Origin of the sequence: Massilia oculi (assembly GCF_003143515.1) — a bacterium.
Lineage (GTDB): Bacteria > Pseudomonadota > Gammaproteobacteria > Burkholderiales > Burkholderiaceae_D > Telluria > Telluria oculi.
In genome coordinates, this window is record NZ_CP029343.1 from 2,316,174 (window position 1) to 2,343,165 (window position 26,992).

Genomic DNA, 26,992 nt, shown 5'->3' on the forward strand with positions numbered 1-26,992 from the left:
GGCTGCGTTATTGGCAACTTGACCATGAACCGCTAGACGACACTATTCCACGATTTCGACAGGCGCATGGCGCAATTGATCAGGCCAACCATCGAATAGGTCTGCGGGAAGTTGCCCCACATCTCACCGGTAACCGGGTGCGTGTCTTCGGACAGCAGCCCCAGGTGGTTGCGCGCCGCCAGCATGGCCTCGAACACCTCGCGCGCTTCCTTCGTCCGCCCGATCCGCGCCAGCGCGTCGATGCGCCAGAAGGTGCAGATGTTGAAGGCGGTCTCGGGCACGCCGAAATCGTCTGGCGCTTCGTAGCGGCGCATGTAAGGGCCGTCGCACAGCGATTTTTCCAGCGCGTCGACGGTGGCGACGAAGCGCGGATCTTTCGGGTCGATGAAATTGATCTCGGCCATCAGCAGCACGCTGGCGTCCAGGTCGCGTCCGCCCAGGCTTTCGGCGAAGGCCTGGCGCTCCTCGCTCCAGGCTTCCGCCAGCAGGCGGTTGCGGATCAGTTCGGCGCGCTCGGCCCAGAAAGCGGCGCGGTCCGGCAGCTCCAGCACGTCGGCGATCTTGGCCAGGCGATCGCAGGCCGCCCAGTTCATCAGTACCGACGACGTATGCACGCGGGCCCGGGTGCGCAGCTCCCACATGCCGGCGTCCGGCTCTGCCCACACGCGGAAGGCTTGCTCGCCCACCGCTTCCAACAGGCGGAATTCGGGGTGGCCGGCACGGCGGAACAGGCGCTGGTCGAAGAAGGCCTGGGCTGCGCCGAGCACGATATTGCCATACACATCGTGCTGGAAGTGCTCTTGCGCCTGGTTGCCGACGCGTACCGGACGGTGGTTGCGGTAGCCGGGCAGGTGCTCGACGATCGATTCGGGCAGCTGCTCCTCGAGACCGATGCCGTACAGCGGCTGGATGTGCCCGCCCTTGGCGCGCGCCACCACATTGCCCAGCCAGCGCAGGTAGTCTTCCATGGTGCCGACCTCGGACAGGCTGTTCAGGGCCCGGATCACGAAGAAGGCGTCGCGCAGCCAGCAGAAGCGGTAATCCCAGTTGCGTTCGCTGCCCGGGGCTTCCGGGATGCTGGTGGTCATGGCGGCGATGATGGCGCCGGTGTCCTCGAACAGCGACAGTTTCAAGGTGATCGCGGCGCGGATCACGACGTCCTGCCATTCGAGCGGCACCGCCAGGCGGCGCGTCCAGGTGCGCCAGTAGCCGATCGTCTCTTTCTCGAAGCGGTGGGCGGTGTCCCTGATGCCGTCGGCCAGGGTCTCGTCCGGTCCCAGCATGAAATTCATCGGCCGGTCGAGCAGGAAGAACGATTCGGACAGCACGTAGCTGAGCGAGGCGTCGGTGTTCAGGCGCAGCGTCTGGCTCGGGCCCACATAGCGGATGTGGTGGCTGCCCTGGGTAATCTCGGGCTGTTTCGCGCCATACTCGAAACGCGGCCGCAGCTTGATGCGCACGCGCACGCCGGCGCCGAGGGGCTTCACGCGCCGGATCAGCATCAGCGGACGGAACATGCGGTCGCGGCTCATGAAGCGCGGCGCGAAATCGGTGATCTCGATGCCGTTGCCGGCCCCGTCGTACAGGCGCGTGCGCAGCACCGCCGTGTTCGGCTCATAGGCTTGCTCGCTGCGCACGACGTCCTCGAGCTCGATGTTCCACAGGCTGCCGTTCTCGCTCGGGTCGAGCAGGGCGTTGAACACCGGATCGCCGTCGAAGCGCGGCAGGCAGGACCACACCACGCGGCCCATGCGGTCGATCATGGCGCTGAAGGCGCAATTGCCGACCACGCCGCAATCGAGGGAGCCCGGTGCGTCGTTCACTGCGGTCGAACCCGACTGTTGGTTAACTTCGTTCATGCTGAGTCCTTTCCAATGGTTGGCATGGCGGCCGCGTGCGCCAGCGCCTCGCGCACGGCCTGGCTCGTGGCGATGCGGCAGCTGGCCACGGTCGGTCCTGGCCCGACCTTGAGGCCGATGCCGCCGACGCGCTGGACGTGATCGAAGCCGGCTTCATCGGTGGTGTCGTCGCCGATGAACAGCGCAGGCGAGCCGGCGAATGGCGCCTCGGCCAGGAAGTCGCGTACCGCCGTGCCCTTGCTGACGCCGGCGGCCTTGATCTCGACGATCATCTTGCCTTCCATGAGCAGCAGGCCCGGGCTGCTGCGCACCGCATCCGCCATGGTCTCGACGCACAGCGCCTGCAGTTCCGGCGCCTGGCGATAATGCAGCGCCAATGCGCCGTGCTTTTCCTCGACCCACAGGCCGGGGTGGCGCGCCGCCAGCGCGTGCGCCTGCGTGCGCACCGCCGTGAAGTCCGGCGCCGGCAACTGGCGCAGTACCCCGTCGACACCGCGCCGCTCCATGCCGTGCACGCCCGCGGCCGGCAGGACCAGGGGCGCCAGCAGCCGGTCGAGCTCGGCCACGGGGCGGCCCGAGACGATGGCCAGCCGGCCGTCCAGCCGCGCTTGCAGCGCCGCCAGCGAGGCCAGCAGCTCGGGCGTCACGACCACCTGGTCGGGCCGCGGCGCGATGTCCACCAGCGTGCCGTCGAAATCGAGGAACAGCGCGCAATCGGGCGCGGCCAGCAGGTCCAGCGCTGCCTGTTCGTTGGTCTCGATCGTCATGCTCATGCGTCCCCCTTTCGTACCCGGTTCTGGCTCAGCGAATTGATCCTGGAGCGCACGCGCTCGCGCTGGCGCAGGCGGGCCGCGTCCTGCAGCATGCGGCCGGCCCAGCGGTAAACGTTGAAGTCGCGCACCCGCACGCGCATGGTGCGCATGCGTTCGCGCTGCTCGTCCTGCGGCATGCGCAGTGCACGGTACAGCGCTTCGGCGCCCTCTTCGATGTGATACGGATTGACGATCAGCGCCTCGTGCAGCTCGCGTGCGGCGCCGGTGAACTGGCTCAGGATCAGCACGCCCTGCTCGTCGTCGCGTGAGGCGATGAATTCCTTGGCCACCAGGTTCATGCCATCGTGCAGGCTGGTCACGCTGCACACCTCGGACGCGCGGAAATAAGTGCGCAATTGTGCCTGTTCATGGTGTTCGGTCTTGAGGATGATGGGCAGGTAGCTGCCGCTGGAAAAGCGCTGGTTGATGCGCTGGGCCAGGGCCCGCACCCTTGCTTCGAAGTTCTGGTATTCGTCGAGCGAGGACCGGGTCGGCGCCGCGATCTGCACGAAGGTGAACTTGCCGACCATGTCCGGATGCAGCTCGAGCATGCGCTCGACCGCCTGGAAGCGCTCGACGATGCCCTTGGTGTAGTCGAGACGGTCGACGCCAATGCCCAGCAGCTGGTCGGCCGGCAGTGACAGCGCCTGGCGGATCTCGGCGCGGCAGGCCGCGACGTCGCACTCGTCCGGGGCCGGCTGCGGCCAGGCGATCGAGATCGGGTATGGTTTCACCTGGGTCAGCTCGTTGCCGTAGCTGACGGTCGAAGCCTCGTTCTCGATGCGGGTCTCAAGGTAGCGGTCCACGGTGTCGAGGAAGTTCTTGCGGTGGAACGGCGTGTGGAAGCCGAGGATCGTGCTCCCAAGCATGCCGTCGAGGATCTCCTCGCGCCACGGGCAGATACCGAACGATTCCGGATTCGGCCAGGGGATGTGCCAGAAGGTGATGATGGTGGCCTTCGGCAGCACCGCGCGCACCATGCGCGGCAGCAGGGCGAAGTGGTAATCCTGCACCAGCACCACCGGGTTGTCGGAACGCGCTTCCGCGATCACGGCGTCGGCGAAGCGCTGGTTGACCCGGACGTATTCGGCCCAGTCGGTCGAGCGGAACACCGGCCGCACGTGGGCGATATGGCATAGCGGCCACAGGCCCTCGTTGGCGAAACCGTAGTAATAGCCCTGCTCTTCTTCCTTCGACAGCCAGACCCGGCGCAGCGTGTAGCTCGGGTCTTCGGGCGGCACGCGCACATGGTCGTTGGCGTCGACCGTGTCGCGGTCGGCCGAGCCGGCGCCGTGCGCGATCCAGGTGCCGGAGCAGGCGCGCATCACGGCTTCCACCGCCGTCACCAGGCCGCTGGCCGGGCGCTGCACCTTGACCCCATTCGGCGTGTTGACGTGGATGTAGGGTTCGCGGTTCGATACCACCAGGATCTCGTCGCCCGCCAGGTCCTGGTTCAGCAAGGTCTTGAGCGTGTCCGCGCCCCAGGTCTGGGATTCGACGCCGCTGCCCTGCAGGTCGCGGTTGTATTCGTTGAGCAGTGCGCGCAGTTCGCTGGCCAGGGGCGCGATCTCCGGCGGCATGGGCCCCGGGCGCCGGGGCGACAGTTCGCCGCGCAGCATCTCGCGCACGCCGTTGAGCCAGCCGTGCCAGCTCAGGTGCGCGATCAGCACCGTGATCAGGGAGATGGCGCCGGCCAGCACGACGAACAGGGCGAGGATGTATTTTTTGGTGTCTTCGCTGCGCCGCTCGATGAAGCTCATGTCCTGCACCAGGATCAGGCGGCCGGCGGTGGCGCCGTCCTGGGTCAGTTCGCGGCTCGAGACGTGCACCGGCCCCTGCGGCAGGCGCACCACGGGATTGGCGTCCTCGCCGCCCGCGCCCTGGCGGCAGCCAAGGGACTCCGGGTAAGTGTCGGTCTTGTAGCGCAGGGTTCCGCCGGGATCGCAGAAGGCGAGCGCATACAGGCGCTCGTCCTGGATCGCACGGCTGAACGCGTCGTTGATGCGCGGGGCATCATTGTCCTCGAGGTAGTTGAGCAGCGGCTGTTGCAACGTGCTCGATACCAGTTGAGAACGCGTATCGAGGTCCCGTACGAACCAGCGTACGGTGAGATTTTCCATCCATGGAATCGCGAAATAACCGAACAGCGCCAGCACCAGGGCCAGCGGGACGATGAAGCGCATGGATAGTTGTACCGATCTGAACCGCATGAAGCTCCTTCAAGATGGGACGACGTCGCCGACCATTTGAGTATAGCTATTTGCAAATTTTCACGTCGCAACGTTGCGCACCGCAACATATGGCTGGATCAACCGGTGGTTCCGGGCGACACTGGCACCCTGGAAGTTTATCCCTGTCTGTCATCCAGGTATGCGGTGCAGGACGAATTCAGCGCGCGGCCTGGCGTGGCGCTCCAGGCGATAGGTCAAAGTCTTGCCATCCTCGCTGAGGGTGACGGCCCAGACATTCGTTTCCGCGCCCGGCACGAGGTCGGCGGTGTACTTGTCGGCCAGGAAGGCCTGGGAACGCGCCGTGCCGCCCTCCTTCGCCATGCCGCCGTACATCGTGACCTTGTCCGGCGTGCCGTCCGCGTGGCGGTGATCGTGGCGCAGCTCCAGCCCGGCCTGCGGCCGGGTGAAGATCCAGGTGCGCGAACGGTCCTCCCCGACCTGCACCGGCATGCGGATCAGGGTCGGGCTGCAATCGACCCGGGTCGAGATCTTCTTGCCGGCGAACTCGTTGTTCGGGTCGACCGCATACGATTGCGCACCTTCGAAGCGCTGGCCGCACATGCCCTGCAAGGTGGCCATGAACTGATCGCGCGAGTCGCCCGGGACCGGGGTGGAGGCGCAGCCGGCGATCAGGGTGGCGGCCGCAATGACGGGGAGCATGGCTTTCATTGGATTCCGGTTGTTATTAAACGAATAGCAAGAGTAACACGGTAGACCTTGCAAAAATCCTGCTTGCTTCCTCGCTGATATTCCTTGCACACTGCCATCTCCAATATGCAAGACAGGATCACGATGTCCGTTTCCCCTACCGTGCGCCGCACCGGCGCCCTGCTCCTCGCCATCTCCGCAATGAGTCTTTCGCCGCTGGCCTGCGCCACCACCATCCTCTTCGTCGGCAACAGCTTCACCTACGGCGCCGGTGCGCCGCCGGTGAACGGCTTTCGCCCGCACACGGTAACCGACCTCAACGGCACGAAGATCGGCGGCGTACCGGCGCTGTTCAAGGCGATGACGGAGCAGGCGGGACTGGACTACGCGGTGAGCCTGGAGACGAAAGGCGGCGCCGGCCTCGATTTTCATTACAAGCACCGCCACGGCGTCATCGTGAAGCCGTGGGATATCGTGCTGCTGCAAGGGTACAGCACGCTGGACCAGGACGCGCCCGGCGATCCCGCAAAACTGATCCATTACAGCGGCCTGCTGGCCCGGGCATTCCATCAGCAGAATCCGCAGGTCGACGTACGCCTGAATGCGACCTGGTCGCGCGCCGACCAGACCTGGCTGGCGAACGGCGCCTGGTACGGCAAGCCGATCGGGCAGATGGCGCTGGACGTTCGCCGCGGCCATGACGCGGCCCATGCGGCATCGCGCTTCATCAGCGGCGTGATCCCGGTTGGCGAAGCATGGAATCGCGCCTTCGCCAGCGGCGTGGCGGCCGCCAATCCCTATCGCGCCATACCGGCCGGCCAGGTGAATCTATGGGCGGACGACGCCTATCACGGCAGCGCGCACGGCTATTATCTGGAGGCGCTGACCATCTTCGGCAGCGTGACCGGACGCGATCCGCGCTCGCTCGGCGCGGGCGACGCGATCGCACGCGAGATCGGCATCGACGCGCGTAGCGCGGCCGCCCTGCAGGGCATTGCTGCGGAACAGCTGGCCTCTGAAAAAGTCCTGGAACCGGCCCTGCCCTGACGCGGGAAATCGGGCCGCAAAAGAAAACGCCACCTGGACGGTGGCGTTTCGTTTTGCGCGACCGGCATGTGTCAGCCGAAGATGAAATACAGAATGACGAGCACGACAGCAGGAATACCCAGCAGCCAGCCAATGAAATACTTACCCATGATGAACTCCTCTCAGATGCTTGTTGTCGATGGATTCATGATGCCGGGCACGAGCAGCATGGTCAGTTAGGTACTGCACATCCAAGGAAATTGACCTCACGCTTGTTTCGATAACGCAAGATGCGCACGCCAGAGAAGGCGGTGCGCCGGGTATTTCCACGCAGGGCTATACTGAATCATCACTTGTCGCCATGCAGAAGTCCTGGCTCAACATTATCGGGACGATGCCGCAGGCGATTGCCATCACACCATTTTTACAGGGGGTACTATGCCAACAACCTGGACGATCGCAGCCAATGCCGGCCGTGCACGCATCTTTTCCGACGCCGATAACGCGGCATCCTTGAAGGAGGTCGAAGACATGGTCAATCCGTCCGCGCAACAGCGCGAGATGGACATCGTCACTGACAAGATGAGCCCGCGCGCCGCACAGAATAGCGGCCACAGTATCGGTGGCGGGCAAGGCGGCGGCTTCGAACACGCGGCTGCGGCAGGCGCGCCGGGCAGCGATTACCAGCCGGCCGTCACGCCGACCGAGCACGAGACGCAGAAATTTGCCAAGGATGTGTCGAACTACCTGCGGCAGGCACACCAGGCCGGCCGCTTCCAGCAGCTGGTGGTGTCGGCGTCGCCCGAGTTCCTGGGCGTGCTCCGTTCGACCATCGACCCGCAACTCAAATCGCTGATCAAGCGTGAAGTCAACAAGGACTACACGCACTCGAACGGCCAGGAGTTGCGCGCCCAGCTGGACGCGCACCAGGACAAGTCGGCGTAGACAGCGCCGCACTGGATGAAAGGCCCGCCCCGGTGGCGGGCCTTTTGCATGGCGCCTCAGACCTGGACCATGCCGCCATCAGCGAACAGCTCGATGCGGTTGATGCGGCTGGCGACGTTTGATGCCAGGAAGGTCACGGCCTTGCTGATGTCTTCCGGCTCGCCCGGGCGTCCCATCGGCACTCGCGCGGCGAGGTGGTCGAACAGGCCCTGGCGGCTCGCGTCGACTGCGTATTGCGCAGCAAGCACCTGCGGGAAGGATCGCTGGTCGAGACTCTCGCCGACTGGCGCCCGGACGGCTTTCCCTTGCATGTCGTGTATCCGCAGAACCGCCACCTGACGCGGCGCCTGCGCGTGTTCATCGACTGGCTGACGGAGCGCTTGCCGCAGCGTGTCAGCCGATGAGCGGCTGCGGTTGCCGGTCATGAAGCCCTGCGGTACGCTTGCCGCATGCACATCAGTGAACAACCAACCCATACGCTGGACCTGCGCGTGCGCGAGCTGCAGCAGCTGTTCAACTCGCTCGACCCGGCGCCCTTCCTGAACAAGGACCTCGACCATGCCTGCGAGGCCTATATCGAGAATTGGGCGCTGTCGCTGCCGCCGGCCAGCCTGCTGCACCTGAATATCCACGTCGCGCAGTTGCCGCCGGTGGGACAGGCCGGCGACATGGTCGCGGATGCGATCCACAACTACTATGGCTACAAGGTGGAACTGGTGCGCGGCGAGCTGAAGCAACTGCTGCGCCAGGGCCGCATCAGCCTGGCGATCGGCGTGGCCTTCGTCGTCAGCTGCCTGTTGCTGGCGGCAGCCATCGAGACCTTTTCCAGCGGCCACTTCGCCAGGATCGCGCGCGAAAGCCTGACCATCATCGGCTGGGTGGCGATGTGGCGGCCGGCCCAGATCTTCCTGTACGACTGGTGGCCGCTGACGGGGCGCATCAAGGTGTTCGAGAACCTGCGCTTCGCGCGCGTCAGCGTGGTGCAGGACTAGCATCGAGCGAGAAGATGGCGCGCAGGTCGTCCGCCTGCAGACCCGGCGCAAGTTCCGTCTCTCCCTCATTGCTCAGCACCGCATCCGCCAGCTCGCCCTTGCGCCGCTGCAGTTCCTGGATTTTCTCTTCCAGCGTGCCGCGCGCGATCAGCTTGTAGACGAAGACCGGCTGCTGCTGGCCGATGCGCCAGGCGCGGTCGGTGGCCTGGTTTTCGGTGGCCGGGTTCCACCAAGGGTCGTAATGAATGACGGTGTCGGCCGCCGTCAGGTTCAGCCCCACCCCGCCGGCCTTCAGGCTGATCAGGAACACCCCGACCTGCCCCTGCTGGAAGGCGGCGACCGGAGCGGCGCGGTCGAGCGTGCTGCCGGTGAGTTCGACGAAATCGGCGCCGCGCTCGCGCAGTGCCGCGCCGACCAGGGCCAGCATGCTGGTGAACTGCGAGAACACCAGCACCTTGCGGCCTTCGCTGCTCAAGGTATCGAGCAGGTCCATCAGCGTATCGAGCTTGGCCGAGCCGGTCGCGCTCATTGGTTCGACCAGGCGCGGATCGCAGCACACCTGGCGCAGCTTGAGCAGCGCCTCGAGGATCACGATGTGGCTGCGCGCCAGGCCCTTGCGGTCGATCTCGGCGCGCACCTTGCGGTCCATCGCCACCCGCACCGTCTCGTACAGGTCGCGCTGCGCACTGCCCAGCTCGACCGGCAGCACGATCTCGGTCTTGGGAGGAAGCTCGGTCGCCACCTTGTCCTTGGTCCGGCGCAGCATGAAGGGTTTGACGCGGCGCGCCAGGAAATCCTTGCGCTGCACGTCGCCGCCCTGCTCGATGGGCTTGCGGTAATGGGCCCTGAAGGATTTCTCGTCGCCCAGCAGGCCCGGCATCAGGAAGTTGAACTGCGACCACAGTTCGCCAAGGTGGTTCTGCACCGGCGTGCCGGTCAGGCACAGGCGATGGCGGGCATCGAGCAGGCGCGCGGTCTGCGCCGCCTTGGTGCGGCTGTTCTTGATGTACTGCGCTTCGTCCAGGATCAGCAGGTGGTAGCGGTGCCGGCGCAGCGCGTCCTCGTCGCGGCCCAGCAAGGCATAGGTGGTCAGCACCAGGTCGTGCTCGCCGATGGCGTCGAACTGCGCGGCGCGCTCCTTGCCGTGCAGGAGCAGCACCCGCAGGCCGGGCGCGAAGCGCGCGGCCTCGGCCTGCCAGTTCGGCATCAGGCTGGTCGGCGCCACGACCAGGGCCGGCGCATCGAGGCGGCCGGCTTCTTTCTCGAGCAGGACGTGGGCCAGGGTCTGGATGGTTTTACCCAGCCCCATGTCGTCGGCCAGGATGCCGCCGAAGCCGTATTCACGCAGGAACTGCAGCCAGGCCAGGCCGCCCAGCTGGTAGGGACGCAAGGCGGCCTGCAAGCCCGCCGGGGGCGCGACGGCCTGGATGCCGCCGAAGCTGTCGAGCTTGCGGCCCAGTTCGCGCAGGCGCTCGCCGCCGATCCAGCGCAGCCGCGCGGCGCGCTCCAGTTCGGCGAGGCGCGCGGCGTCCATGGCCGGCAGGCGCACCCCATTGCCCAGGCGCTCGTGGAAATACAACTCGCCCAAGGTGGCCAGGATCGGCTTGACGCGGCCCCACGGCAAGGCGACGCGCTCGAAATTCGTCAACTCGACCAGCAGGTGTTCTTCGTCGCCGCGCGCGGCCAGGGCCGGCGCGGCAAAATTGCCGGGCGCGGCGCGCACCATCTGCACCAGCAGGGGCAGGAGTGCATGGCGCTCGCCGCCAACGACAATGCCCAGCTCGAGCGAAAACCAGCCGTTGCCGCCCTCGCCTTCCTCATCCAGTTCGGCGTACCAGTCGTCGACCTCGGCCAGATCGTAGCGGTAGTTACCATCGACATCGATCTCCCATCCGGACGCACGCAGGCGTGGGAGATCACGACGCGCGAAGGCGACCCAGGCAGCCTCGTCGTTCAGTTGCAGGGCATCGGGCAGGTCTCCGAGCGGGGAGTCAGCAGGCGGCGCGCGGAAGCCGAGATCGGCCAGCACGGCGGCGGCCGCCGCTTCGGCGGCGACATCGCGCTCGATGAGCTGGACGACCCCATCCTCCACCGTGCGCAGGACCGGCTCGTGCACACCGTCCGTGCTGTGGCCATCGTACTCGAAGCGAGGAATCGCGTAGTCATGCCAGATCAGCTCCCGGCCCCAGTCGGTATAAACGCTGTCGAGGCGCAGGCAGGGGGTGGGGACGATGTCGCTGCGGCGCCGCGTCTCGATTGCCTGTGGCAGCGGCACGAAACGGTCCAGGCCGAGATCGGCGAGGCGCAATGCCATGCCGGCGCGCTGCTCGGGGTTCAGCGCGGGCGACTCGGCCGCCACGCTCACCAGCAAGGCCGGAGGCAATGCCGCGAGCGATGGCGGCAAGGCCAGCTCGCCGAGCATGTCATTCTCGAGATAGTACGGCGGGTCGGTCGGCAGCACCGCATCTGGCGCGCCGGCATCGTCGAACTGCCAGCCCAGTGTCACGGCATCGCCGGTTTGTCCGGCGGATCGCCAGCACAGGCTCGCCTGGCGCCGCGGCCCGGGCCGCATGAGATGGACCTTTCCCCGCCGCATGTCGTCGTCCGACCAGCCAAACAGCAGCCTTCCCGCGCTACACAAGCGCCCAAGCAGCTGCGCGCCGATCGGCCCCGATGGTGCGGCGCCGCTGGCGACCACCCGGCCCGCCTTCAATGCCACGAACAGCCGCAGGCATTCCTCTTCGCCAGGCAATGCCGGGGAGCCGATCATTGCATGAATATCGTTGATCGGGAGGGTGGTGGCAATATCGCCGTTCCTGCGCCGGCGCGCGAGGCGCACGTGCAGGCGCGGGGCGCCCGTGGCCGGGTCGGGCGCCAGCACCCAGGCCAGGTCCGAATCAGAGGCGCCGCCGGAAGATGCGTCCACGGTGGCCGGCAAGCTCGCCAGCTGCTGCAACCAGCGCTCGGACAGCGCGGCAACCGCTTGCGGCGACCTGGCAGCCGCCACCGCATCCAGGTCCGCCAGCAGCACGGCAACCACATGCTTGCAGTTATAGCTCATGGGACAGCTGCAACTGCCCTGGAAGCCGATGCCGCCCCGCTCGGCGCGGAAACGGATGGTCTGGCGGTACAGCTCGTTGCCACTGCCGCTGACTTCGCCGACAAGCCGGTCGCCGTCGCGGCGCGCCGCCCGCACCATGCCTTTGCGCGCGTAGTCTTGCCCGCGCTGCAGGGTGCCGGCATCGAAGCCGTGTTTCAGGTCGGCGTGGTCGTAGTGCATGGGCGGCGTGACATGGCGGTCAAAACGCCATTATCGCCCATGCCGCGCTTCTTAATTGCTCACGACCTTGATCTGCTCGACGTCCAGCTTCGATTCGCCGAACATCTCCTTGTCGAACTCGCCGGCCAGCTCGACCGTGGTGTTGTGGTCGACCTTCACGCCCTGCGGGAAGCGGTCGGAATCGATCTCGACCGTGATCTTGCCGCTGGCGTCGGTGAACTCGTAGTCCTCGTCGCCCTTGTGGCTGGTGAGCTTGCCTTTCAGGCGCACGTACTGGTCGTCCTTGCCCTTGGCCAGCAAGTCTTTCGCCGTCATCAGCGGGGCGCCGGACGGGCCGGAGTAGCCCGAGACCGGCTTGACGTCGGTGGCCGCGCCGGGCGGCGCATCGGCGATATTCTGCGCGGCGGCAGTACCCGAAGCGGCGAGCAGCGCGGCGATGCAGGAGAGGTGGAAAATACGTTTCATGATCGGTCCTTTATTCGGGTTGGTTGTCCTCGCCTGCGCTGTAGCAGCAGGCACAGGCGCATTACAACGGCCGGACATTAAACCGATCTTAAGGAGTTTTCAGGGGGGGCAGATCCAGCGACACTCCCAGGCCCCGGCCATCGATCCCGGGACCGAACGCCAGCGCGATGCCATGCAGGTCGGCGATACGCTGGACGATCGACAGCCCGAGGCCGCTGCCCTGCTGTCCCTGCCCCAGCACGCGGAAGAACCGCTCGGTCAGGCGCTGGCGGCTCTCCCCATCGACGCCAGGGCCGTCGTCGCGCACCGCGATGCGCGCATGGCCCGCGTGCAGCACTGCCGCGATCTCGATCCGGCTACCGTCGGGGCAGTAGCGCAGCGCGTTATCGACCAGGTTGCGCAGCACGATCTCGAGCATCTGCGGATCGGCCTGCACCTCGTGCACCTCGCAGCGCAGCGACAGCAGGATGCCACGCGCGGCCACCTCCTGCGCATGCATGGCGGCCAGGCGGTCGAACAGCGGCGCCAACGCCACCGGCTGGCGCACCAGCTGTTCGCGCGCCAGCGGATCCAGGCGCGCCAGCGCGAGCAGGCTGTCGACCAGCGCCGTCAGGCGCGCGATGTCCTGGCGCAGCTTCTGGAATGGCGCCGCCAGCGCGGGATGCTGGCGCTGCAGCAGCTGCACGTGCATGTGCAGGCCCGCCAGCGGCGTGCGCAGCTCGTGGGCGGCGTCGGCGGTGAAGCGGCGCTCGGCCTGCAAGGCCGCGTCCAGCCGTCCCAGCACGCCATTCAAGGCCTGGACGATCGGCAGCACCTCGCGCGCCTGGCCGGCGGTCGGCACCTGGGCCAGGTCGTCGGGCGTCTTGGCGGCGATGCTGGCGGCGGTGCGGCGCAAGGGTTTGAGGACGCGCCCGGTCAGGACCCAGCACACCAGCGCCAGCAGCAGCAAAAAGCCCAGCACCGGAAGCCACAGCGAATCGGCCAGTTCTTCCAGGATGTCATACCGTTTATCCACCTGCTGGCCGACCTGCACCTCGAAGTTGCGCTCCTCGTCGCGCACCACGAACACCCGCCAGCGTTCGCCGTTCGCCTGCGCCTCGGCGAAGCCGTGGTCGTCGTCGAAGTTGGAGACGAAGGGCCGCAGCGGCGCATCGCCGGTGCGCTGGATCACGCGTCCATCGACCACGATCTGGTACTGCATGTCGACCTTGCGGCCATGCTCGCCGTCGGCGCCGCCCTGCGGCAGCAGGCCGCGCTCGTTCCAGTCGGTCGTCGCCGCCATGATCATGTAGCCCGACTCTTCCAGCGCGTCGTCGAACACCTCATTGGTTTCCTGCCAGGCGATCACGGTGACGATGCCCAGGCTCGCGAGCCATAGCACGGTGCTGGCGGCGACGATGACGGCCAGCAGGCGCCGTCGCAGCGACCACGGCGCCTGCGGGCCGATGGCCTTACTCGCCATCGTTCTTCAACCGGTAGCCCAGGCCGCGCACGGTGACGATGCTGTCGCCGCCGAGCTTCTTGCGCAGGTTGTGGATGTAGACCTCGATCGCATTGCTTTCCACCTCGTCGCCCCAGCCGTACAGGGCTTCCTCGATCTGGGCGCGGGTGACGATGGAATTCTTCCGCAGCAGCAGCGCATACAGCACATTGTATTCGCGCGCAGTCAGCGCGACCGGCTGGCCGGCCAGGGTCGCCACCTTGGTGTCGAGATTCAGGGCGATATCGGCGTGGCGCAGCGCGTTGCTGACCTGGTTGGCGCCACGCCGCACCGCGGCGCGGATGCGGGCCGACATCTCTTCGAGCTCGAAGGGCTTGACCAGGTAGTCGTCGGCGCCCAGGTCCAGCCCCTCGACCCGGTCGGCCAGCGCATTGAAGGCGGTGATCAGGATGACCGGCACGCCGTTGCCGGCCTTGCGCAACCGGGCCAGCAGGTCGTCGCCGGACAGTCCCGGCAAGCCGCGGTCGAGCAGCATGCAGTCGTAACGGTGGGTCTTGAGGGCGGTGTCGGCGGAATCGCCGCGCTGGACCCAGTCCACCGCGTGCTGGTCCAGGCGCAGCCAGGCCTGGATGGTTTCGCCAAGGGAGATATCGTCTTCGACCAACAGGATGCGCATGCGAGATTTTCGGCAACGAGGAAACGCCAGTATGGCGTAAACAGCTCGCCGCCGAGCATGCCGCGCGGAGATGAAGCGTATCTTAAGCCTTCTTCAGCGATCCCGGCTTGTGCGCCGCCTCGGCGCCGGTCTTGTCGCTTTCCACGAGGTATTCGGGGTTGTCCTTCGATGCCGCCACGTGATGACTCTTGATGTCGGTCGGCGCGGTCAGCTTTTTCTTGACCTTGCCCGTGACCGTGCCTTGCGACGACTTCCATTGCACCTTGTCGCCCGCCTTGAATGCCTGCGTCATGCCCCACCTCCGAAGTGACTGGATGAAGCGGCATTTCACCATACATCCGAAACCCGCACGCGACGCCAGCGGGACAAACCGGCGACAGGCCGCCGAACGGGCAAGATATTTTAATTCCGTAAAGACATGATTCTTAAGGCAAAAAATGTAGAATGCGCCGTCCGGCCCCCGTCGAGACGGGACGGCCATCTTCCTCCTTCACCTGGACCCACGAATGCAGAATGCTACCCCGCTGGTCACCAACGATGCCGTCGTCCTCGGCATGCTGGCCGTCATCCTCGGCGCCGTCTTCTGGAGCGCGTCGCGCAAATCCGGTTTCTGGCACAAGTTCTATACCTACGTGCCGGCCCTGCTGCTGTGCTACCTGATCCCGGCGCTGCTCAACACCGCCGGCATCATCGACGGCAATGCCTCGGGCCTGTACCCGATGGCGCGCGACTACCTGCTGCCGACCGCGCTGATCCTGCTGTGCGTGGCGATCGACTTCGGCGCCGTGCTGCGGCTCGGCCCCAAGGCCGTCATCATGTTTCTGACCGGCACCGTTGGCGTGATGCTTGGCGCGATCGTGTCCTTCACGGCAATGGGCTTCATCCATCCCGAGACCGTGAGCGGCGAGACCTGGCGCGGCATGACCACGGTGGCCGGTTCCTGGATCGGCGGCGGCGCCAACCAGGCCGCGATGAAGGAAGTGTTCGAGGTCGAAGCCACCCAGTTCGGCCAGTTCGTGGCGGTCGACGTGCTGGTCGCCAACGTCTGGATGGCCGTGCTGCTGTTCCTGGCCAGCCGCGCCCAGGCCTTCGACCGCTGGACCGGCGCCGACCTCTCGGCCATCAACGCGCTCAAGGAAAAGATCGAGCATTACCAGGCCGAGCACGCGCGCATCCCAACGCTGACCGACGTGATGGTGGTGCTGGCCGTGGGCCTGGGCGCGACCGGCCTGTCGCATGCGCTGACCGGCCCCACCGTCGCCTGGATCGCGAGCCTGCCGGCCGAATGGCGCCTGCAGGACTACAGCCTGACCTCGAGCTTCTTCTGGCTCGTGGTGTATGCCACCACCTTCGGCCTGCTGCTGAGCTTTACGCGGGCGCGCAAGCTGGAAGGCGCCGGCGCCTCGACCATCGGCTCGGCCATGCTGTACATCCTGGTGGCGACCATCGGCATGCACATGGACCTGAACGCCCTGCTCGACCGCCCATGGCTGTTCCTGCTGGGCCTGATCTGGATCGCGGTGCACGGCGGCCTGATGCTGCTGGTGGCCAAGCTGATCCGGGCGCCGCTGTTCTTCATGGCGGTCGGCTCGCAGGCCAATATCGGCGGCGCCGCCTCGGCGCCGGTGATCGCCAGCGCCTTCCACCCGGCGCTGGCCCCGGTCGGGGTGCTGCTGGCGGTGCTGGGCTACGCGCTGGGCACCTACTGCGCCTACATCACTGGCTTGCTGCTACGCGCGCTGGCCACGTAAGACTGTCGCGCGCCCCGTCCAGGGGCGCGCTTTCCTTCCCTTATTTTTCGACCATCTGGCGCATGCGCCGGCGCAATTCGCGCTCGCGCTTCTCGTGCGCCGTCCAGTCCTCGCACACGGCGCGGTAGAGCGAGACCAGCATCAGGATGATCACCAGCGAGAACGGCACCGCGAACACGATGGTGGCCGTCTGCAGCGCCTTCAGGCCGCCCGCCAGCAGCAGGCTGATCGCCATGCCGGCGATCAGGCCGCCCCACAGCAGCTTGGTCTTCGTGGACGGGTTCGGATTGCCGCCGCTGCTCATCATGCCCAGCACCAGCACCGCCGAGTCGCCCGAGGTGACGAAGAACACCAGCACCAGCACCGTGGCCACGGCCGACATGATCAAGCCCAGCGGCAGCGCGTCGAACATGGCGAACAGCGCGGTCGAGGTGTCGGCGCGCACCGCGTTCGAGATCGGGATCTGCTGCCAGATCTCCATGTGCAGCGCGGTGCCGCCGAAGATCGAGAACCACAGGAAGGCGGCCAGGGTCGGCGCCAGCATGGTGCCGATGATGAACTCGCGGATCGTGCGGCCACGCGAGACGCGCGCGATGAACAGGCCAACGAACGGCGACCACGAGATCCACCAGGCCCAGTAGAAGATGGTCCAGCTGCCGACCCAGTTGCTGTCGCGGAACGGCGTAGCGCGCAGGCTCATGCGCACGAATTCGGTCACGTAGCTGCCCAGGGTGCTGGTGAAGGTGTCGATGATCGCCACCGTCGGGCCGACCAGGAACACCACCAGGGCCAGCAGGCCCGCCACGGTCATGTTGATGTTGGACAGGATCTTGACGCCGCGCGTCACGCCAGTGACCGCCGACGTCAGGAACAGGGCGGTGGCGACCAGGATGATGCCGATCTGCGCGTACTCGCTGATGACGAGGCCGAACACGGTGTTCATGCCGCTGTTGATCTGCATGGCGCCAAGACCGAGCGATGCGGCCACGCCGAAGGCGGTGGCCACCACCGCCAGCCCGTTGAACAGGCCGCCCAGGCGCTTGACGATCGGCCACGGCAGGGCTCCGGTCGCGGTGCTGACCAGGGCGTCGCCGCCGCGCCGGTACTGGAAGAAGGCGATCGCCAGCGCCACCGCGCTGTAGACGGCCCACGGGTGGATGCCCCAGTGGAAGAAGGTGTAGCGCATCGCCACCCCCGCCGCTTCCGGCGTGGCGGACACGGTGCCCGGCGGCGCGTCGATGTAGTGCGAGATCGGCTCGGCCACGCCGAAGAACACCAGGCCGATGCCCATGCCGGCGGCGAACAGCATCGAGAACCAGCTGCCGATCGAGAACTCGGGCTCGTCGTCCTCGTCGCCCAGCTTGAGGTTGCCGTAGCGGCTGAAGGCCATGAATAGGGCGAATGCCACCAGGCCCAGCACCACCCAGAGGTAGAACCAGCCGAAGTTGCGGGTCACGGATGCGAGGACGGTGTCGAACACCGCCCCCATGCTGTCAGGAGCGATCACGCCCCATAAAACGATGGCAAGGATAAAACCCGCCGAAAGTGCTGTCTGCATGTTTTCTCCCATGGACACCAACCTGCGTCGGAGTCTTATGTTTTAAATAATTTATCATTGTAAGTGATTTAATCACATGTACGTCGCTGCAGGACTTCTCGCGTCCCCACGAATCTTATACTTTTTATATGAAAACGCATGTACCCTTGCGCGAGCTCAGACTGTTGTCATGAGTACACACAGTTCGCCATGAAGGACGGTTTGGCCGCATAATTGATCCGGTCTTGTAATGACGTCATGCGATGCCCGCTCCCGCTCTTTCCACCGCATCTCCCACGCCACGCGCGCGCGTGGATTCGCCGCTCGCCGGTCGGGCGGCCGCGCGTGACTCGCGCCTGTACGAGGTAATGGACCTGATGCTCGATTCGGTCGGCGACCCGCTGGCCCTGGGCAGCCTGGCCGCCTCGGCCAGCTATTCGAGCTACCACTTCGACCGCATCTTCCGCGAACTCACCGGCTTTTCGGCGGTGGAGTACCAGCGCAAGCGCCGCCTGCGCCGCGCCGCCCACCTGTTGCGCCACGAGCCGGACGTGCCGGTCGGGCGCATCGCCCAGGATTGCGGCTTTCCGTCCAACGCGGCCTTTGCCAAGGCCTTCCGCCAGCAGTTCGCGATGTCGGCCAAGGAATGGCGCGAAGGCGGCTGGCGCGCCTACATGGACGCCCAGGTGGGGCGCGAGAGCGACGTCAGTTTCTTCGTGGCTGAACCGGACAACCTGGCGGCGCTGCAGGCGCCCTACTGCCCGCCCGAACCCGGCAGCGTCGCCGCCCGCGTCACGGTGCGCAGCCTCCCCGGCATCAAGCTGCGCTACCAGCGCTTCTTCGGCCAGTCGGGCGCCGCGCTGTCGCTGGCGTGCAACGCCTTCATCTGCGAACGCGAACGCTCCAGCCTGGCGAGCGGCGCGTCCTGGTATGGGGTATTCGACGAGGATCCCGGATTCACGGGCGAGCGCGAATACTGTTACGACTTCGGCTTCGCCGCCCATGCGCCGGACGACGACCCGGCGCTTGGAATGCGGGTGCTGCCGGCCGGTAGCTACGCCTGCCTCGACTTCGATGGCGAATGGCCGCGCTTTCGGGCGATGTACGAGGACTGGCTCGAGCGCCAGGCCGTATGGCGGCTGGACGCCACCCGCCCGCACATCCAGAAGGTCGAACGCGACGGCGCCGGGCGCTGGCGCGGCTGGCTGGCCCTGCCGGTCAAGAAGCGTTAGAACCTATTCCGGCGCGATCCGCATGAAGCGGCTCAGCACCAGCACCGGCACGCTGGCCAGCAGCACCCACAGGAAGAAGTCGCGGTAACCCAGCGCCTGCTGGATGTCGCCGCTGATCGTGCGGAACAGCACGAAGCCCAGCTGCATGAAGCCGGTGCCCAGCGCGTAGTGGGCCGCCTGGTAGCGGCCGCTGGCCACCACCTGCATGATGAACAGGATCACGCCGACAAAGCCGAAGCCGTAGCCGAACATCTCGATGCCCAGCAGGCCGACGATCAGCGCCATCGATTCGGGCTGGGCATGGCTCAGGTACCAGAAGGCGGCGTTGGGCAGGTTCATCGCCAGGATCAGGATCGGCAGCGCGCGCTTGAGGCTCAGCCAGGCCGTGAAATAGCCGCCGGCGATGCTGCCCACCAGGAAGGCGGCGGTGCCGACCGTGCCGTAGGCCCAGCCCACTTCGGCGGTGGTGAGCCCGAGGCCGCCGACCTCGCGCGCATCGCGCAGGAACAGCGGGCCGATCGACTGGATCTGCCCTTCGCCGGCGCGGAACAGGATGATGAAGAGGATCGCCGCCAGAATCCCCGGCTTGGCGAAGAAGGTCTTGATCACGTCTACCAGCGTATCCCTGATGGCGCCGAGATTCCGCGCCGCGCCCCCCACCTTCGGCGTGGCCGGCAGCGCGCGCACGTGGTACAGCCCAAGCAGCGCCATCAGCCCGCCCAGCAACAGGAACACCGTGGTCCAGGCGGCCTCGATGCCGAAGCGCTGTTCCAGCGCCCCGGCCAGGATCAGCAGTCCACCGAGCGAGATGAACTTGGCCGCATTGAAGAAGGCGCCCTGCCAGCCGGCATACGCGGCCTGCTCGCGCGCATCGAGGCTGGCGATATAGATGCCGTCGGCCACGATGTCGTGGGTGCTGGAGGCCAGCGAGACGATCGCCAGCAGTGCGATGGACAGGACAAACCACATCGGCAGCTGCAGCGCCAGCGCCACCAGCGCCAGGCAGGCGCCGCCGATCAGCTGGCAGGCGACCACCGCCAGGCGCCGGCTGGGGGCGAGCTCCATGAACGGACTCCACAGCGCCTTGAAGGCCCAGGCCAGGCCCAATAAACCGGTCCAGCGCGCGATCTGGTCGTTCGGCACGCCCATGCTCTTGAGCATCTGGCCCGCCACCAGCGCCACCGCATAGAACGGCAGGCCCTGGGCCAGGTACAGGGTCGGTACCCAGGACAGCGGATGGCGGCGTTCGATCTTGGCGACAGGAGCGTCGTTCATCGCGGTCATGGCAATTCCAGGTTCAGGGTGACGATGCGGCTGGCGCGTCCACGGGTGTCGACGCTGGCCAGCTTCACGATGCGGGTGCCGGCCAGCGCTACCTGCGCCGTGTAGCGCGGGCTGTGGGCGCCGGGATCGCTGCCATCCAGAGTGTAATGCACGGCCAGGCCCGGCAGGGCGATATTCGCATGCAGCCGCCCCTCCTTGACCACCGCGCCGGGCGGCGGCAGGCGGTAGGCCCAGGGCTGAGGCTGGCGGTCCAGGCGCGGCAGCTCGCGCTGGCCGAGACGGTTGGCGAACTCGTTCCAGTCGGCGGCCAGTTCATCGGGATGCTTCCAGCCCGGATCCGCGCTCCAGGCCCGCTCGGCCAGGCCGATCAGGCGCGGCAGCGCCAGGTACTCGACCCGCTCGCGCGAACGCGCATTTTCTCCCCACAGCTGCCCCTGCAAGCCCTTGATGCGCCCGCGGCCGGCCGGGTCGAGCGGCGCCAGGGCCGCCAACCGTTCCGGCGCGGGCGCACGGCCCATTGCGTCATGCTGAGGCAGCAGCGGCGCATCGAGGGGAACCATGCCGAACGGCTCGCGCGTATCGACGAAGCCGGCCCAGTAATAGCCCGGTTCCTGCGGATGCTTGGCGTAGGCGAAATCGAAGTACAGGCTGGCGGCGCTGGACAGCACCACCACATGGCCGGCATTGGCCAGGCGGTTGGCGCAGTCTTCCTGGCCCGACCCCCAGCCGTTGTTCCAGACATAGACGTCTTCTGCCTGCCCAGCGCCGTTCGAGGCCAGCGCGGTCTCTTCCCAGCCGCTGAAGGCGATGCCGTGGCGCGCCAGGATCGCGCGGCAGCGCGCCTGGAAGTCGTCGCGCAACTGGCGCGCTTCCAGCCAGCCGTGTTCGCGCATGCGCGCCTGGCAGGCCGGTGAGCCGAGCCAGGCGCCGACCGGCACCTCGTCGCCGCCGGTGTGCAGCACGCGCAAGGGCGCGCCGGCTTGCCGGTACAGCGTTGCGACTTCGGCGACCACGGTGTCGATGAAGCGGTCGACCGAGGGCAGCGCGATGCACATCACGTTGTCGTGCCAGAGCTGCACCGACTCGTAGCTTGATGCGTCGACCGGATCGCTGAGCAGGTATTCTTCGGCGCCGGCGACATCGCCCGCCGCGATCAGGCACGCATGGCGCACCCGCATCGCCTCGACCGCCGCGCGCGCGTGGCCCGGCATATTGAATTCGGGGATCACCTCGATGTGCAGGCGCTGCGCGTGGCGCAGGATGGCCACGAATTCGTCGGCGGTATAGAAGCCGCTGCCGGCGGACGAATGCGTGTCGGCGCCGGACCCGAACGACGGCGGCAGGCAGGGCGGTTCGCCCGGCGCGGGAACGCCGCGCCGGGCGCCGACCTCGGTCAGCTCGGGCAGCGCGGCGATCGCCAGGCGCCAGCCCTCGTCGTCGGTCAGGTGGAAGTGGAAGCGATTGAGTTTATAGCTCGCCATGCAGTCGAGCAGGCGCAGCACCGTGTCGACGCTGGAAAAGTGGCGCGCCACGTCGAGCATCATGCCGCGGTAGGCGAAGCGCGGCGCATCCAGGACCTTCCCGCATGGCAGCGTGCCGTCTTGCGCCAGGAGCTGGGCCAGGCTTTGCAGCCCGTTGAACACGCCGTGCGCGTCGGCGCCACGCACCAGCACGCGCTCCGGCGCGATCTCCAGGTCGTAGGCTTCGGGCGCCATGGCGGGATCGGTCTCCAGCAGGACGCGCGCGCCGCCTCCTGCCTCGGGCAGCGTGGCCAGGAGCGCGCGCAGGAATGCCGACTCGTTGTCGAGGTCGGCGCCGCTGTGGATAGGGGTCGAGCGTTGGAGCACACAGCTGCGCGCATCGAAGCACGCCATGCGCGGACGCGGCGTGATGCGGCCGACCTGGTCCTCGCTCAACAGCGACAGGCGCGCATTCTGCGCATGCCGCCACTTGGCATCGGCCGTCGGCAGCAGGTCGCCGCGCATGCGGTGGCGCTGCTCGGGCAGAACGAAAGGCGCGATCTCCGGGTCGCCCAGGTCGAACGCCCTCCCCGCCGCATCCAGCAGATAGAAGCCCAAAGGCGCATCGGTGATGCTGATCGCCCAGTGCAGCGATTCGTAGACGATCGTGTGCGTTTGTCCCGGCAGCCAGGCGTCGCCGCACGGCATGCGCAGGCTGAACAGATCTCCGTTCAGGTGCGCGGCCTGGAAGCCGGCGCTGACGGTCTCGGGCAGGATCTTGCGGCAGGTGTTGAAGCACAGGGTCCAGCCGGGCGCAATCGCCTCGGGACCGTCGTTGCGCAGCGTGAGACGCGCGGTGAACGCGTCGTCGCGCGTGAAGTTGGAGAGGCATTCCCAGGCGATCGCGATCGCCGGGCCGCCGTCTGGTCGGTACGTCATGGGATGTATTCCAGGTTGGGGAGGCGCATGCGGCGCCTCCCCTTGGTGACTTACAGCTTGCCGCGCAGGCCGAGGTAGAAGGTGCGGCCGTTCGAGTAGAAGGCGCGCGGCCGGTCCTCGTTTTCGGCGTACATCTTGATGGTCTCGTTGGTGAGGTTCAGCGCATCGAAGGTCAGCGTCAGCTTGTCCGTCAGCTTGACGTTGACCGAGGCCGCCAGCGACGGCATGTCGTCCACGTGCTGGCTGGCGCCGCGGTCCACCCCCGCCTTGTACTTCGAGCGCCAGTTGTAGGCCAGGCGCGCCGAGAAGCGTTCGTTCTCGAAGTAGCCGGTCACGTTATAGGTGTTCTTCGACGAGTTGAGCAGCTCGCCGCCATCGTCGAGTTCACCGTCGGCATAGGTGTAGTTGACCAGCATGCCGAAGTTGTCCAGGAACGGCTGCTGCCAGCTCAGCTCCACGCCGCGGTTGCGGCCGCTGGTGTTGTAGGGCGACGTGATCAGGTAGTCGGTGAAGGTTTCGCGCTTGTTGTTGTAATAGCTGCCGGTGGCCGTGCCCTGGGCCACGATCGAGCGCAGGTCCATGTAGAACAGGCCGGCCGACAGCAGCGCCTTCGGCGCGTAGTACCACTCGGCGCCGATGTCGAAATTGGTCGAGCGCACCGGATCGAGATTCACGTTGCCGCCGCTGCCGCTGAGCGCGTCGTCGTTGAGCGAGACCGAGCCGCCCAGCGCGCTGTAGTCGGGCCGCGCGATGGTCTTGGCCAGCGCGGTGCGCAGGGTCAGGTCGGGCGACACGTTGTACTTCAGGTTGGCGCTCGGCAGGTAATCGCGGTAGGTGCGCTCGAAGGTGGTCGGGGTGTAGGGACCGAAGGCCGACCCAAGGATCGGCGTCGGACCGCCCGGCAGGTTGACGATCGTGCGCTGGCGCGTCTCGATCGCGCGCAGGCCGATATTGCCGCTCCAGCCATCGCCGCCGAAGTCGACCATGCCGTACAGCGCCGTCGTCTTCTCGGCCACCTCGAATTCGTTCATCCAGTTATGGCGCAGCACGTAGTCGAGCAGGCGATTGCCGGGGATCGCGCCCCAGGCGCCGAGCGCCGCGCCGTCATACTTGAAGTGAGGGATGCCGCTGTAGCCGCCGATATCGCTGCCGAAGTCGCTCGGGTACATCTGCCCGCTCCAGGCCGGCTGCGGATTGGTGAAGCCCACCGGGCCGGGACGTGTTTCGAGCGGATGCTCGGCGGTGCGCTGGTGGTCGGTCCAGCGCGCGCCGAAGCGCAGCGACTGGAAGGTCGGATTGTCCAGGCGCAGCTCGCCGTCGAGCTGGGCGTATTCTTCCTTGTCCACCGACTGCGATTCGCCGCCGCCGGCCCAGGCGGTCGAGCCGGGCACGGCGGTGTTGCCGCCAGGGTAGCTGACCGAAGCCGGCGACAGCCCGTTCAGGGCGTAGGCCATGCCGCCATCGACGTTGTTCTGGTAGTAGACGTCGTCGCGGTCCCAGCCCACCCCGTGGGTCTTGCCGACCTTGCCCGACAGGCTGAAGCGCTCGCTGACGCGCCATTTGCCGTTGAAGTCGAGATACCACGATTCGCCGCCCGCATCCGGACGGTAGATATTGTCGACCTCGCCCGCATTGCGGGTGAATTCGGCCCCCACCAGGGTGCCGTTGCGCACCACCGGATTGATCGGGATGAGGCCCAGGCTGTTGATCGAGTTGGCCGGCGCCGCCAGCGAGTTGGTGTTCTGGTGCGGCGCTTCCAGTTTCGAATAGAAGCCGTTCAGGTCCAGGGTGAGGTCGCGGTTCGGACGCACCTCGATGTCGAAGGCGCCGCCTTCGCGTTTCTTGGTCTGCTCGAACAGGGCGGCGCCGATGAAGGTCGGCACCACGACGCCAGCCAGCGCGGGGTTGGCGATGGCGGCGGCGCTGGTCGCGCTGATCGGGGTATAGCCCAGGATTTCCTGGCCGTCGCGGCGCACGCTGGCTTTTTCGGAGAAGCCCTGGATCAGGATGCCGGCGGTATTGCTGGCGTTCTTCCAGCTCACCAGGCCCGACAGGTGCGGCTCGGTCTTGCCCGACAGGTCGTTGTAGTTGGCCTGCACCGAACCCTCGACCGTCAGCTGCTGCTTGAAGTCGAGCGGACGGCGCGTGATGACGTTGATGGCGCCCGAGACACCGCCTTCGACCAGGTCGGCGGTGGGGCTTTTCTGGACCACGATCGAGCCCACCAGCTCGGATGGCAGCAGCGAGAAACTGCTGGAGCGGCCGACGTTGCCGCCGATCTGGTTCAGCACGAACCAGTCGCCGGTGCTGATCGCGTGGCCGTTGAACAGCGTCTGCTGCAGGCTGGGGCTGGTGCCGCGCAGGCTGACGCGGTCGTTCTCGCCGAAGCCGCCCTCGCCGCCGGCGGACGATTGCGTGTTCACGCCCGGCAGGCGCTGGATGGCGTCGGCCACGTTTTTGTCGGGCATCTTGCCGATGTCCTCGGCGGTCACGACCTCGACCACGGCGTCGGCGTTGCGCTTCTGGCGCAGCGACTGCTCGAGGGCGGCGCGCACGCCGGTCACCACCACCGTCTGCGGTCCGGCGATGGGCGCCTCTTGCGCCTGCGCCTGTCCCATCGACATCGCCACCCCCGCCACCGCCGCCGCGATCGCGGTGCGCTGATACTGCCGTGCCACAAAATCGTTCATGTGCCTCTCCAAAACCAGGTTGGTCGTTCTACACACCCTTGCGGTCGCGATGTTCCCGGACGTTCGGGCGTCTCTGTTTATGCATCGCATTCTGGAGGCATCGTGGACGCCATGTTTGTCAAATCTTGCTATCCAATCTGCAATTTTTCATCGGGATGACATCTGCACGTGGCAAGCTGGAGGCGCGCACACCCCTGCCTGCCCGGCCAGGCAGGCGGGCAAGCACGAAGGAAATATGGCGCGAAGGAAGATCAGGCCGGGGAAAACGGCGCCTTGGCCATGGCGCGCTTGAGCGCGTCGAAGCAGGCCGGGTCGAGCGCGGTCCCGACCGTCTTTTCCATCATCTCCAGCGCCTGGGGAATCGGGATGGCGCCGCGATAGGGACGCTCGGCGGTGATGGCGTCGAAGATGTCCGCGGTGGTGATGATGCGGGTTTCCAGACGAATCTCATCGGCCGCCAGGCCGCGCGGATAGCCGCCGCCATCGAGCCGCTCATGGTGGGCGCCGGCGATCGCGGCCAGCTCGGAGAACGCCGCGATGCGGCCGAGGATGGTCTCGGTGAATTCGGCATGTTGGCGCACCGCGTCCCACTCGGTGCGGTCGAGCGAACCCGCCTTGTCGAGCACGCTGTTGCTGACGCCGAGCTTGCCGACGTCGTGCAGCAGTGCACCGCGCTTGAGCCAGCGGCGGCGCTGCGGCGACAGCCCGAGCGCTTCCCCGATCAAGTCGGTGTACAGCGCCACCCTGGTGCTGTGGCCGCTGGTATAAGGACTCTTGGCATCGACCACCTGGCCGAAGGCGGCGGCGATATCGTCCAGGTAGTCCTCGTCGAGCACAACCTCGTGGCCGGCCGGCTCCAGTGCCTGGATGGCGCGGTCGATCCCGGGGCTGGCCAGGATTTGCCAGAACGCATCGTCTTGCGCACAGGCTTCGAATGCGGCCACCAGGTCCGGATCGAACCAGGTGCCGGCCCGCGCGCCGGCTTCGCGCAGCGCCGCCGTGCGCCCGCCGGCGGTATGGAACACGTCGATCACCTGGGCCAGCAGGGCGATGCGCGCAATGACCGGGATGGCTTCGCCAGCGAGCTGGGCCGGCTTGCCCTTGCCGTTGAAATGTTCGTCGAGCGAATAGATGCCTTGCGCCACGCCTTCGGGAAAGCGCAGCAGGCGCGCGATGTCGGCGCCGCGCTGGCAACGCGTGGCGATCAGGCCCTGCGCGATCTCGGGCCCGTCACGCAGGATCGTCATCACGCTGCGAAAGCGTTCCGCCAGCCCGGCCTTCAGCCCCGTGTGCTTGAGCACGAAGCCCAGCACCTGCGGCAGGCTGTCGCCCACGGTCTTGAAATCGCGCTTGAAGTCCAGGTCGTCGGTGAGATACAGCTCGCAGATGCGGGCCGCGTTGCTGCTGCAGCCGAGATCCTTCAGCAGCAGCGCGTAGTACAGCTCCCACAACTGTTGTTCGGAGAGGCCGGCGGCGCGGCCGACGTGCATGCCAATCCAGCAACAACGCACGCAATGTCCCGCCGGCTGGCCCTCGGTGATGTCGAGCGCGTAGCTCAGCGCCCCGATCAGTTCGGAGAGTTTCATGGCGCTTGGCATCAAGGTTTCCGACGGCGCGGCGAGCGGCTTCATTTTAATTCTGGTATGCAATAAGAGTGGATACTAAGCCATAAAAGACGCGATGCGTACGCCCACCATTAGAAATCCCCAGTGATGCGGCAACCA

Annotated in this window: 21 protein-coding genes; 6 read left to right on the top strand and 15 right to left on the bottom strand. The window is 66.7% G+C overall.

What is annotated here, in order from left to right; translation table 11 throughout:
- Positions 1-32 precede the first annotated feature (32 nt).
- From DIR46_RS10745 to DIR46_RS10760, 4 genes are all read right to left on the bottom strand, one after another.
- Complete coding sequence (locus DIR46_RS10745) at positions 33-1,859, bottom strand: glycoside hydrolase family 15 protein (RefSeq protein WP_109345217.1); 1,827 nt, start codon at positions 1,857-1,859, stop codon at positions 33-35.
- Complete coding sequence (gene otsB / locus DIR46_RS10750) at positions 1,856-2,632, bottom strand: trehalose-phosphatase (RefSeq protein WP_109345218.1); 777 nt, start codon at positions 2,630-2,632, stop codon at positions 1,856-1,858. The genes DIR46_RS10745 and otsB overlap by 4 nt, the downstream gene beginning before the upstream one ends.
- Positions 2,629-4,881 carry an alpha,alpha-trehalose-phosphate synthase (UDP-forming) gene (locus tag DIR46_RS10755; protein ID WP_109345219.1) on the bottom strand — a complete coding sequence of 751 codons (2,253 nt, stop codon included), beginning with the start codon at positions 4,879-4,881 and terminating at the stop codon, positions 2,629-2,631. The genes otsB and DIR46_RS10755 overlap by 4 nt, the downstream gene beginning before the upstream one ends.
- A gap of 150 nt (positions 4,882-5,031) precedes the next feature.
- On the bottom strand, positions 5,032-5,571 hold the full coding sequence (locus tag DIR46_RS10760; RefSeq protein WP_162819491.1) for a putative periplasmic lipoprotein: 540 nt from the start codon (positions 5,569-5,571) through the stop codon (positions 5,032-5,034).
- A gap of 123 nt (positions 5,572-5,694) precedes the next feature.
- Between DIR46_RS10760 and DIR46_RS10765 the strand changes: the two genes are divergently transcribed.
- Both DIR46_RS10765 and DIR46_RS10770 read left to right on the top strand, forming a co-directional pair.
- Complete coding sequence (locus tag DIR46_RS10765; protein ID WP_109345221.1) at positions 5,695-6,597, top strand: PEP-CTERM sorting domain-containing protein; 903 nt, start codon at positions 5,695-5,697, stop codon at positions 6,595-6,597.
- A gap of 417 nt (positions 6,598-7,014) precedes the next feature.
- Positions 7,015-7,521 carry a host attachment protein gene (locus tag DIR46_RS10770; protein WP_109345222.1) on the top strand — a complete coding sequence of 169 codons (507 nt, stop codon included), beginning with the start codon at positions 7,015-7,017 and terminating at the stop codon, positions 7,519-7,521.
- 56 nt (positions 7,522-7,577) lie between these two features.
- Here DIR46_RS10770 and DIR46_RS10775 read toward each other — a convergent pair whose 3' ends face one another.
- The gene (locus tag DIR46_RS10775) at positions 7,578-7,832 is read right to left on the bottom strand and encodes an SDR family oxidoreductase (protein ID WP_370659964.1); all 255 of its coding nucleotides are present in this window, start codon (positions 7,830-7,832) and stop codon (positions 7,578-7,580) included.
- Between DIR46_RS10775 and DIR46_RS10780 the strand changes: the two genes are divergently transcribed.
- Together DIR46_RS10780 and DIR46_RS10785 are read left to right on the top strand one after the other, a co-directional pair.
- Positions 7,755-7,925, top strand: a complete 171-nt coding sequence (locus DIR46_RS10780; protein WP_370659965.1) for a LysR substrate-binding domain-containing protein — start codon at positions 7,755-7,757, stop codon at positions 7,923-7,925. The genes DIR46_RS10775 and DIR46_RS10780 overlap by 78 nt on opposite strands.
- Positions 7,926-7,970: 45 nt before the next feature.
- Positions 7,971-8,513, top strand: a complete 543-nt coding sequence (locus tag DIR46_RS10785) for a hypothetical protein (RefSeq protein ID WP_109345224.1) — start codon at positions 7,971-7,973, stop codon at positions 8,511-8,513.
- On the opposite strand, the gene DIR46_RS10790 is transcribed toward DIR46_RS10785, so the two are convergent.
- The 5 genes from DIR46_RS10790 to DIR46_RS10810 all read right to left on the bottom strand — a co-directional run bounded on the left by DIR46_RS10790 (position 8,494) and on the right by DIR46_RS10810 (position 14,667).
- Positions 8,494-11,793: a DEAD/DEAH box helicase gene (locus DIR46_RS10790; protein WP_109345225.1), complete on the bottom strand. Its 3,300-nt coding sequence runs from the start codon at positions 11,791-11,793 to the stop codon at positions 8,494-8,496. The two genes, DIR46_RS10785 and DIR46_RS10790, sit on opposite strands and share 20 nt — an antisense overlap.
- A gap of 51 nt (positions 11,794-11,844) precedes the next feature.
- Complete coding sequence (locus DIR46_RS10795; RefSeq protein WP_109345226.1) at positions 11,845-12,258, bottom strand: YgiW/YdeI family stress tolerance OB fold protein; 414 nt, start codon at positions 12,256-12,258, stop codon at positions 11,845-11,847.
- Between the two features lie 88 nt (positions 12,259-12,346).
- Positions 12,347-13,720, bottom strand: coding sequence for an ATP-binding protein (locus DIR46_RS10800; RefSeq protein WP_109345227.1), 1,374 nt, complete (start codon positions 13,718-13,720; stop codon positions 12,347-12,349).
- A complete protein-coding gene (locus DIR46_RS10805; RefSeq protein WP_109345228.1) occupies positions 13,710-14,375 on the bottom strand; it encodes a response regulator in 666 nt (221 codons plus the stop codon). The genes DIR46_RS10800 and DIR46_RS10805 overlap by 11 nt, the downstream gene beginning before the upstream one ends.
- Before the next feature lie 82 nt (positions 14,376-14,457).
- Positions 14,458-14,667: a hypervirulence associated TUDOR domain-containing protein gene (locus DIR46_RS10810; RefSeq protein WP_109345229.1), complete on the bottom strand. Its 210-nt coding sequence runs from the start codon at positions 14,665-14,667 to the stop codon at positions 14,458-14,460.
- A gap of 214 nt (positions 14,668-14,881) precedes the next feature.
- Here DIR46_RS10810 and DIR46_RS10815 point away from each other — a divergent pair, with 214 nt between their 5' ends.
- Positions 14,882-16,126 (top strand): DUF819 family protein, encoded by a 1,245-nt coding sequence (locus tag DIR46_RS10815; protein WP_109345230.1) that lies wholly within the window; start codon positions 14,882-14,884, stop codon positions 16,124-16,126.
- A gap of 40 nt (positions 16,127-16,166) precedes the next feature.
- On the opposite strand, the gene DIR46_RS10820 is transcribed toward DIR46_RS10815, so the two are convergent.
- On the bottom strand, positions 16,167-17,684 hold the full coding sequence (locus DIR46_RS10820; RefSeq protein ID WP_109347990.1) for a BCCT family transporter: 1,518 nt from the start codon (positions 17,682-17,684) through the stop codon (positions 16,167-16,169).
- A gap of 290 nt (positions 17,685-17,974) precedes the next feature.
- Between DIR46_RS10820 and DIR46_RS10825 the strand changes: the two genes are divergently transcribed.
- Entirely contained in the window at positions 17,975-18,895 is a 921-nt protein-coding gene (locus DIR46_RS10825; RefSeq protein ID WP_229446567.1) for an AraC family transcriptional regulator, read from the top strand.
- A gap of 3 nt (positions 18,896-18,898) precedes the next feature.
- On the opposite strand, the gene DIR46_RS10830 is transcribed toward DIR46_RS10825, so the two are convergent.
- From DIR46_RS10830 to DIR46_RS10845, 4 genes are all read right to left on the bottom strand, one after another.
- On the bottom strand, positions 18,899-20,179 hold the full coding sequence (locus DIR46_RS10830) for an MFS transporter (RefSeq protein ID WP_109345232.1): 1,281 nt from the start codon (positions 20,177-20,179) through the stop codon (positions 18,899-18,901).
- Entirely contained in the window at positions 20,176-22,578 is a 2,403-nt protein-coding gene (locus tag DIR46_RS10835; RefSeq protein WP_109345233.1) for a family 20 glycosylhydrolase, read from the bottom strand. The genes DIR46_RS10830 and DIR46_RS10835 overlap by 4 nt, the downstream gene beginning before the upstream one ends.
- A gap of 50 nt (positions 22,579-22,628) precedes the next feature.
- Positions 22,629-25,268, bottom strand: a complete 2,640-nt coding sequence (locus DIR46_RS10840; RefSeq protein ID WP_109345234.1) for a TonB-dependent receptor — start codon at positions 25,266-25,268, stop codon at positions 22,629-22,631.
- 251 nt (positions 25,269-25,519) lie between these two features.
- Entirely contained in the window at positions 25,520-26,899 is a 1,380-nt protein-coding gene (locus DIR46_RS10845) for an HD-GYP domain-containing protein (RefSeq protein ID WP_109345235.1), read from the bottom strand.
- Positions 26,900-26,992 lie beyond the last annotated feature (93 nt).